This is a genomic window from Burkholderia sp. HMSC10F09, from assembly GCF_001806955.1.
GTDB lineage: Bacteria > Pseudomonadota > Gammaproteobacteria > Burkholderiales > Burkholderiaceae > Burkholderia > Burkholderia multivorans.
This window is the reverse complement of the sequence record NZ_KV786695.1, coordinates 1-8,723: the sequence shown is the minus strand read 5'-3', so window position 1 is coordinate 8,723 and position 8,723 is coordinate 1. Positions and strand designations below refer to the sequence as shown.

The 8,723-nt window shown below is 69.5% G+C and carries 7 protein-coding genes; 6 read left to right on the top strand and 1 reads right to left on the bottom strand.

The window, feature by feature from the left end:
- Positions 1-2: 2 nt before the first annotated feature.
- The 3 genes from HMPREF3115_RS13205 (at position 3) to HMPREF3115_RS13195 (ending at position 3,951) form a co-directional block, all read left to right on the top strand.
- Entirely contained in the window at positions 3-2,420 is a 2,418-nt protein-coding gene (locus HMPREF3115_RS13205; protein ID WP_256276192.1) for a TonB-dependent siderophore receptor, read from the top strand.
- Positions 2,421-2,470: 50 nt separating this feature from the next.
- Positions 2,471-3,232, top strand: a complete 762-nt coding sequence (locus HMPREF3115_RS13200) for a hypothetical protein (RefSeq protein ID WP_070554687.1) — start codon at positions 2,471-2,473, stop codon at positions 3,230-3,232.
- A 125-nt stretch (positions 3,233-3,357) separates the two neighbouring features.
- Positions 3,358-3,951, top strand: a complete 594-nt coding sequence (locus HMPREF3115_RS13195; RefSeq protein ID WP_070554685.1) for a flavin reductase family protein — start codon at positions 3,358-3,360, stop codon at positions 3,949-3,951.
- Between the two features lie 64 nt (positions 3,952-4,015).
- Here HMPREF3115_RS13195 and HMPREF3115_RS13190 read toward each other — a convergent pair whose 3' ends face one another.
- Positions 4,016-4,909 (bottom strand): LysR family transcriptional regulator, encoded by an 894-nt coding sequence (locus tag HMPREF3115_RS13190; protein WP_006412029.1) that lies wholly within the window; start codon positions 4,907-4,909, stop codon positions 4,016-4,018.
- A gap of 98 nt (positions 4,910-5,007) precedes the next feature.
- Here HMPREF3115_RS13190 and HMPREF3115_RS13185 point away from each other — a divergent pair, with 98 nt between their 5' ends.
- The 3 genes from HMPREF3115_RS13185 to HMPREF3115_RS13175 are packed head-to-tail and all read left to right on the top strand — an operon-like array spanning position 5,008 to position 8,019.
- A complete protein-coding gene (locus HMPREF3115_RS13185) occupies positions 5,008-6,306 on the top strand; it encodes a CitMHS family transporter (protein ID WP_070554683.1) in 1,299 nt (432 codons plus the stop codon).
- Positions 6,307-6,349: 43 nt separating this feature from the next.
- A complete protein-coding gene (locus tag HMPREF3115_RS13180; protein ID WP_070554681.1) occupies positions 6,350-7,711 on the top strand; it encodes an acyclic terpene utilization AtuA family protein in 1,362 nt (453 codons plus the stop codon).
- Positions 7,708-8,019 carry an AtuA-related protein gene (locus HMPREF3115_RS13175; protein ID WP_006405020.1) on the top strand — a complete coding sequence of 104 codons (312 nt, stop codon included), beginning with the start codon at positions 7,708-7,710 and terminating at the stop codon, positions 8,017-8,019. The genes HMPREF3115_RS13180 and HMPREF3115_RS13175 overlap by 4 nt, the downstream gene beginning before the upstream one ends.
- The last annotated feature ends 704 nt before the right edge of the window (positions 8,020-8,723 follow it).

Below are 8,723 nucleotides of genomic sequence, written 5' to 3'. Positions count from 1 at the left end.
TGCTGTCCGCGCTGCTGCCGTTGCCCGCGCTCGCCGATGCCGACACCGACGCGGCCGCCGCCGCGCCGCGCACGTCGCGCCGTGCATTCGACGTGCCGGCCGGGCCGCTCGAAGCGACGCTGAACCGGTTCGGCCGCGACGCCGGCCTGCTGATCGCATTCCCGCCCGAACTGACCGCCGGCCTGACGAGCGGCGGCGTGCACGGCTGCTTCGACGTCGACGATGCGCTCGCGCGCGTCCTCGCGGGCACCGGCCTCGTCGCGCTGCGTCAGCCGGGCGGCGGCTATACGTTGATGCGCGCGAACGGCGCGAGCGGCGTGAGCGGTGCCGCCGTGCCGGCGCCGTCGGCCGATACGGCGGCCGAACTGCCGACGATCGCGGTGCGCAGCAGCGCGCTGCGCGCGCAAAGCTACCGGCCGCCGAAGGAGGCGGGCGTGCTGCGCTCCGACATCCCGGTGCTCGATACCGCGCAGGCCGTCAACGTCGTGCCTGCGCAGGTGCTGCGCGACCAGCGTCCGCGCAACCTCGACGACGCGCTCGGCAACGTCAGCGGCATCACGCAGGGCAACACGCTCGCGGGCACGCAGGACACGATCATGAAGCGCGGCTTCGGCGACAACCGCGACGGCTCGGTCATGCACAACGGCATGCCGATCGTGCAGGGGCGCTCGTTCAACGCCGCCGTCGACAGCGTCGAGGTGCTGAAAGGGCCGACCTCGCTGCTGTACGGGCTGATGGACCCGGGCGGCGTCGTCAACGTCGTCGGCAAGCAGCCGCAGCTCACGCGCTACAACGCGATTTCGCTGGGCGCGTCGACCTTCGGGCACGGCAAGAACGGCGGCAGCACGACGTTCGATTCGACCGGGCCGATCGGCGATTCGCGGCTCGCGTACCGGCTGATCGTCGACCAGTCGAACGAGCAGTACTGGCGCAATTTCGGCGAATACCGGCAGACCTTCGTCGCGCCGTCGCTCGCGTGGTACGGCCGCGACACGCAGGTCGTGGTGTCGTACGAGTACCGCAAGTTCCACTCGCCGTTCGATCGCGGCACGGCGCTCGATCCGCGCACCAACGCGCCGCTCGACATTCCCGCGCGGCGGCGCATCGACGAACCGTTCAACAACATGGACGGCGAATCGCACCTCGCCCAGCTGAGCGTCGATCACCAGTTCAACGGGGACTGGAGCGCGCATCTCGGCTACAGCTACAACCGCGAGACCTATGACGCGAACCAGCTGCGCACGACTGGCGTCGATCCGGTGACAGGCACGCTGTCGCGCAGCAACGACGCGACGCACGGCTCGCTGAGCACCGACAGCTACGGGATCGGCTACGTGAACGGCAAGCTGACGCTCGCGGGGATGCGGCACGACGTGCAGGTCGGCTTCGACACCGAGTACCGCCGCATCTATCGCAAGGACATGCTGCGGCAGGCGGTGAAGACGCCGTTCAGCTACGTCGATCCCGTGTACGGGCTGTTGCCGCCGTCGAGCACGGTGTCCGCGAGCGACAGCGACCAGACCGACACGCTGCATGCCGCATCGGCGTTCATGCAGGACGCGATCCATCTGACCGACAAGTGGATCGTCTCGGGCGGCGTGCGCTACATCACGTACAACCAGATCGCGGGCCGCGGCCGGCCGTTTCATGCGAACACCGATCTGAGCGGGTCGCGCTGGCTGCCGCGCGCCGGCATCGTCTACAAGTGGACCGACACGTTCTCGCTCTACGCGAGCTATTCGCAGTCGCTGAAACCGTCGTCGTCGATCGCGCCGCTCGCGTCCGGCTACGTGATCGACGGCGCGACGCCGCCCGAGCGCGCGACCGCGTGGGAAGTCGGCGGCAAGCTCGATCTGCCGGGCGGGCTGAGCGGCACGCTCGCGCTGTTCGACATCGACAAGAAGAACGTGCTCGTCTCGCAGTTCAACGACGCGACGAAGCTGACGGACTGGCGCACGTCGGGCAAGGCGCGCTCGCGCGGCGTCGAGCTCGACGTGTCGGGCCGCATCGGCGAACGCGTGAACGTGATCGCGAGCTACGCGTACATCGACGCGAAGACGATCGAGGATCCGCTGTACGCCGGCAACCGGCTGTGGAACGTCGCCCGTCACACCGCGTCGCTCGCGGCCGTGTACGACGTCGGCCCGCTCGCGGGCGGCGACGATCTGCGCATCGGCGCGGCCGCACGCTATGTCGGCGCGCGGCCCGGCGATTCGGCGAACAGCTTCACGCTGCCGTCGTACGTGCTCGTCGATGCGTTCGCGAGCTACGACACGCGGCTCGGCAAGCAGAAGCTGTCGTTCCAGCTGAACGTGAAGAACCTGTTCAACCGCACGTACTACCCGTCGAGCGCGAACCGCTACTTCGTCGCGATCGGCGACGCGCGGCAGGTGTCGCTGCTGACCACGCTGCAATTCTGATCATGCAACCGGCGCGCGCACCGTCGCGCGCCACGCCGGAGTCGATCCCGATGAAACCGAATACGAACCTGCGCGCACCGCGCCGTCTTGTCGAGCATGCGCGGCGTCGCGCGCTGCGCGTGCTCGCGGCCGCGCTGCTTGCGCTGCAGGCGGGCGTGATGAACGTCGCGCATGCGGCCGACGCGCCGCCGGCCGTCGCGCGCGTCGCGCTGCTCGTGCAGTTGCGCGGCCCGAACCTGAAGACCGACGAGCGCATCGCGCGTCATCTGGAAACGCGCGGCTACGCGGTACGCATGCTCGACGAGTCGGCCACGCCCGATGCCGCGCGCGATGCCGACCTCGTCGTGATCTCGTCGACCGTGTCGTCGAAGCACGTGCAGCCGGGCTGGCGCACGTTCGACAAGCCGCTCGTCACCTGGGAGAACGACGTGCTCGACGATCTCGCGATGACGGGCAAGCGGCACGATACGGACTTCGGCGAGACCGGCAACGAGCGCTATCTATGGATCGTCAACGCGCCGCATCCGATCGCGGCGGGGCTGCCGGCGGGCGTGACGAACGTCTACGGCCGGCAGGCGCCGATGAGCTGGGGCAAGCCGGGGCTCGGCGCGATCACGATCGCGACCGTCTACGGGCAGCCCGACAAGGCCGCGATTTTCGCGTACGAGAAGGGCGCGACGATGGACTACGAAGCGCTCGCGCCTGCGCGCCGCGTCATGCTGTTCCTCGACAACGACACGTTTGCGAACCTGTCGCCGGCCGGCGTCGCGCTGTTCGATGCGGCGCTCGACTGGGCGGCCGGGCGGCGCTGACGCGCGTGTACGGCGGCGGGCCGCCGCCGCTCGCGACGCGAGGCCGCGGTCGCGCCTGCCTCGCGCCGCCCGCATTCGGATGCGAGAATGCGCACCTTTGCCGCCTCGTTTTCGAAGGAACCCGTATGGACAGTCACATCGCCCCGGTTGCGCCGAATCACGCCTACCGGCTGCTCAACCACGGCCCGACCGTGCTCGTCTCCGCGCGGCACGACGGCGTCGACAACGTGATGGCCGCCGCATGGGCGTGCGCGCTCGATTTCCAGCCGCCGAAGCTGACGGTCGTGCTCGACAAGGCGACGAAGACGCGCGCGCTCGTCGAGGCGAGCGGACGCTTCGCGATCCAGATTCCGACCGCCGCGCAGCTGCAGCTCACGCACGCGGTCGGCAGCCGCAGTCTCGCCGAGCATCCCGACAAGCTGCGCGAGGCGGGCGTCACGCTGTTCGACGTCGACGGCCACGATCTGCCGTTCGTCGCCGGCTGCTCGGGCTGGCTCGCATGCCGGCTGATTCCGGAGCCGCACAACCAGCAGGCGTACGACCTGTTCGTCGGCGAGGTGGTCGGCGCATGGTCGGACACGCGTGTGTTCCGCGACGGCCGCTGGTATTTCGAAATGGCCGACTCCGCGCTGCGCAGCCTGCACTACATCGCGGGCGGGAAGTTCTATGCGATCGGCGAAGCGCTGAACGCCGATACGGGCGAGGCCGACGCAGCGTAATCGCCCGCGGCACGCGCGAGGTCGGCTCGCACGCCGGCCGCGCGCATCGCCCGCCACGCGCCGCTCAGGTGCGCCGCCAGTGCGCGAGCATCGTGTCGACGAACGCCTGCGCGACGCGCGGTAGCGTGCGCCCGCGCTTGCACACGAGCGCGACGGGCCGCACGAACGCCGGATCGTCGATCGGCTTCGCGACGAGATCCGGCTCCGCGCGCACCTCGCGCGCGGTCGCGGGCAGGATCGTCACGCCGAGCCCGCCGCGCACCATCGCGACGGCCGTCATCATGTAGGTCGGCTCGCACGCGAGCTGGGGCATGCAGCCGGCCGCGTCGAGCGCCGCATCGACGACGCTGCGCACGCTCGTGCCGCGCGCGGTCAGCACGAGCGGCACGCGCGCGAGATCGGCGATCGTCACGCGCCGCTTGCGCGCGAGCGGATGATCGCGCGGACAGATCGCGACGAGGCGATCGGCACCCGTGTAGAGCACGTCGAGCGACGCATCGAACGCGTCGCCGCCGGTGAACCCGAGATCGGCTTCCTCGTTGCGCACGAGCGCGGTCACGAGGCTTGCGACGCCGTCGCGAATCTCGAACGCCGCGCGCGGCACGTCGCGCCGAAACGTCTGGATCAATTCGGGCAGCACGCTCGACGCGAACGTCGGCAGGCATGCGAGCCGCACGGTGCCGCTCGCGCCTTCGCCGAGCGCGCGCGCATCGCGCAGCACGCGCTCCATGTCGTCGAGCGAGCGCTGCAGCAGCGGCAGCAGCTCGCGGCCCGTCTGCGTCAGCGCGACGCTGCGGCTGTTGCGGTCGAACAGCCGCGCGCCGACGATTTCCTCGAGCCGCCGGATCTGCACGGTCAGCGCAGGCTGCGACAGATGCAGCCGCGCGGCCGCGCGCGTAAAGTTGCCGGCCTGCGCGACGGTGACGAACGCGCGAATGTCGCGAAGATTCAGATCCATAACGGGTCGTGATTGCTGCGATCAAATCATTTCAATTGTGCTATCGCTGCGCGGACCTTACGCTCGTCTCCAACAAAAGACAAGACAGGAGACAACCGATGCTGCCGTTACTCGGGCTCGGCACGATCGTCGTGCTGCTCGCCGCGATTCTGTCCCGCCGCATGTCGTCGCTCGTGGCGCTGATCGTCGTGCCGATCGTCGCGTCGCTGCTCGGCGGATTCGGGCTGCAGACCAGCAAGTTCGTGCTCGACGGGCTGAAGGGCCTCGCGCCCGTGGTCGGCATGTTCGTGTTCGCGATCGTCTATTTCGGGACGATCACCGATGCGGGCACGCTCGATCCGATCATCGACCGCATCCTGCGTGCGGTCGGCACGCGGCCGACGCGGATCGTGACGGGCACGACGCTGCTCGCGCTGCTGATCCATCTCGACGGCTCGGGCGCCGTGTGCTTTCTCGTGACGATCCCGGCCGTGCTGCCGCTGTACGACCGGCTCGGCATCGACCGCCGCGTGCTGGCGGCGGCCGTGTCGATGGCGGCCGGCATCAATTTCCTGCCGTGGACGGGGCCGATGATCCGCGCATCGGCGTCGCTGCATCTGCCCGTGTCGACGCTATTCAATCCGCTGATTCCGGTACAGGCGGTGGGCCTCGTGTTCGTGTTCGGCGTCGCCTACTGGCTCGGACGGCGCGAGGAGAAGCGGCTCGGCCTGTCGCGGCACGATCCGGCGATCGCGCTGCCGACGCGCGAGCTGACGGCCGACGAACGTGCGCTGCGCCGGCCGCACCTGTTCTGGTTCAACATCGTGCTGACGCTCGTCGTGCTTGGCACGATGGTCGCGATGGGCGAGAAGGTGCCGCCCGCGATCGTGTTCATGGTCGGGCTCTGCATCGCGCTGACCGTCAACTATCCCGATGTCGCGATGCAGCGCAAGCGGATCGACGCGCATGCGCGCGCGGCGCTGATGATGGCCGCGATCCTGCTCGCGGCGGGCGTGTTCACCGGGATCATGCAGGGCAGCGGGATGCTGAAGGCGATGGCGCAGGCCGCAGTCGGCTTCGTGCCGGCCTCGATGGCCGCGCACATTCCGGTCGTGCTCGGCATCGTGTCGATGCCGCTCAGCATGCTGTTCGACCCCGACTCGTTCTATTTCGGCGTGCTGCCGGTGATCGCCGAGGTCGCCGGCCAGCTCGGCGTGCCGGCCGTGAAGGTCGGGCAGGCCGCGCTGCTCGGCCAGATGACGACCGGTTTTCCGGTCAGTCCGCTCACGCCCGCGACGTTTCTCGTCGTCGGCCTGTGCGGCATCGAACTGGCCGAGCATCAGAAGTTCACGTTTCCGCTGCTGTTCGGCGCATCGATCGTGATGACGATCGCATGCGTCGTGCTCGGCGTGTTTTGATTCGATCCTCCGGATCGCCAACCTGCCGCACGACGGTGCAGAGATGACAGCAATCCCACACGAACGGCGCGTGCGCATCGGCGCGGGTGCCGGCTATTCCGGCGACCGCATCGAGCCCGCGGTCGAACTGGCCGAGCACGGGCAGCTCGACTATCTCGTCTTCGAATGCCTGGCCGAGCGCACGATCGCGATCGCGCAGCAGGCGAAGCGCCGCGATCCGGCGCACGGCTACGACCCGCTGCTCGACGCGCGGATGCGCGCGGTGCTGCCGGCCGCCGTGCCGAGAGGCGTGCGGATCGTATCGAACATGGGTGCCGCGAACCCGCACGCGGCCGCGCGCCGCACCGCGCAGATCGCACGCGCGCTCGGCTTCGCGCAGCTGAAGGTCGCGGCGGTCGAAGGCGACGACGTGCTCGACGTCGTGCTGCGCGGCGCGTTCCGCTTCGAGGAATCGGGCGACGAGGTCGCCGCGTATCGCGAGCGGATCGTCGCCGCCAACGCGTATCTCGGCGCGGCGCCGATCGTCGCGGCGCTCGATGCGGGCGCCGACGTCGTGCTGACCGGGCGCGTCGCCGATCCGTCGCTGTTCGCGGCGCCGCTGATTCACGCGTTCGGCTGGCGCATGGACGACTGGGACACGCTCGGCCAGGCCACGGTCGTCGGCCATCTGCTCGAATGCGCGGGGCAGATCACGGGCGGCTACTTCGCCGATCCCGGCTACAAGGACGTACCGAATCTCGCGCGGCTCGGGTTTCCGATCGGCGAGGTCGAGGCCGACGGCGCGGTCACGATCACGAAGGTCGCGCATGCGGGCGGTCGCGTGAGCGCGGCGACCTGCAAGGAGCAGCTGCTGTACGAGATCCACGATCCGGGGCGCTATCTGCAGCCGGACGTCGTCGCGGACTTCACGCAGGTGAGCGTCGTCGAAGAGGCGCGCGATCGTGTGCGCGTGACGGGCGGGCGCGGCGCCGCGCGGCCCGACACGCTCAAGGCGTCGGTCGCGTACGTCGACGGCTTCATCGGCGAAGGGCAGATCTCGTACGGCGGCCCGGGCGCGCTCGAGCGCGCGCGGCTGGCGCTCGAGATCGTCCGCGAACGGCTCGCGCTGACCGGCGTCGCGGCGAGCGAGCTGCGCTTCGATCTGATCGGCGTCGATTCGCTGTACGGCGACGTACGAACGGGTGCGAGCGGCGAGCCGGCCGAAGTGCGCGTGCGCGTCGCGGCCCGCGCCGACACGGCGGAAGAGGCGGCGCGGATCGGCAACGAGGTCGAAACGCTGTACACGAACGGGCCGGCCGGCGGCGGCGGCGCGTTCAAGTCGACGCGCGAGGTGGTCGCCGTGCAGTCGGTGCTGTGGCCGCGCGACGCGGTGACGCCGTCGTTTTCGTTCGTGGAGGCATCATGAAACTGCGGGAACTCGCGCATGCGCGCACGGGCGACAAGGGCAATACGTTGAACGTGTCGGTGATCTGCCACGATCCGCGGCACTACGCCCATCTGCGCACGCATCTGAGCGCGGACGTCGTGAAGGCGTGGCTTGCCGGCATCGTGCGCGGCGACGTCGTGCGCTACGAGCTGCCGGCGCTCGCGGCGTTCAACTTCGTGTTGCGCGATGCGCTGGGCGGGGGCGTCACGCGCTCGCTCGCGCTCGATGCGCATGGCAAGTCGGTCAGCTCGGCGCTGCTCGCGCTCGAGGTGCCCGATCCGGTGTGAGGCGCTGATGCGTGGCGCGCGGCCCGCCGTCGACAAAGCCTTCGGCGCTCTCCGCCGGCGACACGATGAGGCCCCGAATTACGGCCACGCACCTTGGCCCGTGTCGCCGATTTGATCCAGATCACTTTTTTCGCACTCAAACCGCGCGCAACGACGCGGGCTTGAGGTAGCATACGCGCCGCCCACGCGGCAGCGCGCACCGGACGACGGTCCGCAACGGACCGCAGCCGGCAGGCCGACCCGGCGGGCATCGCCCGACCGCGCCGGCAGCATCATGTTCGTCCCGATCGGCAACCGCGGTGCAATCGTTGCCACTCTCTCTTCGTATGCGGTATTTGTGACCGATCCGGGTCTTTTCCCGCTTCGTCGTCAGGAATCCGGCGACGTTTTGTCCTACTTTTGAGATATCGTGACGAACAGGCGCGCGCCGTACGACGAGCCGGCGGCTAAAGAATCGCCGCGCCGTTTCGATAAATGAATCAAGGCCATTGATGAGGGGAAGCAGACGGGATGTGCACGCACAGGCATAGCCGCTTTGCGCGCGCCGGATTCGGCGCGATCGAGGATTGGACGTCCCGGACCGAACGGAGCGGCGCATGACGCCGGCCGTGTCGCGGTTCGTCCTGCTGGCCGCGGCGGCCGGCGCATTCCATGCGGCTGCGCTGGCCGCCGCGACGGCGCCCGGCGGGCAGGCCGTTTCGTCG

What these genes read in the sequence shown, in the direction of transcription:
- HMPREF3115_RS13200 (WP_070554687.1), top strand. Translation starts at nt 2,471, where the DNA reads ATGAAACCGAATACGAACCTGCGCGCACCGCGCCGTCTTGTCGAGCAT.
- HMPREF3115_RS13195 (WP_070554685.1), top strand. Translation starts at nt 3,358, where the DNA reads ATGGACAGTCACATCGCCCCGGTTGCGCCGAATCACGCCTACCGGCTG.
- HMPREF3115_RS13190 (WP_006412029.1), bottom strand. Translation starts at nt 4,909, where the DNA reads ATGGATCTGAATCTTCGCGACATTCGCGCGTTCGTCACCGTCGCGCAG.
- HMPREF3115_RS13185 (WP_070554683.1), top strand. Translation starts at nt 5,008, where the DNA reads ATGCTGCCGTTACTCGGGCTCGGCACGATCGTCGTGCTGCTCGCCGCG.
- HMPREF3115_RS13180 (WP_070554681.1), top strand. Translation starts at nt 6,350, where the DNA reads ATGACAGCAATCCCACACGAACGGCGCGTGCGCATCGGCGCGGGTGCC.
- HMPREF3115_RS13175 (WP_006405020.1), top strand. Translation starts at nt 7,708, where the DNA reads ATGAAACTGCGGGAACTCGCGCATGCGCGCACGGGCGACAAGGGCAAT.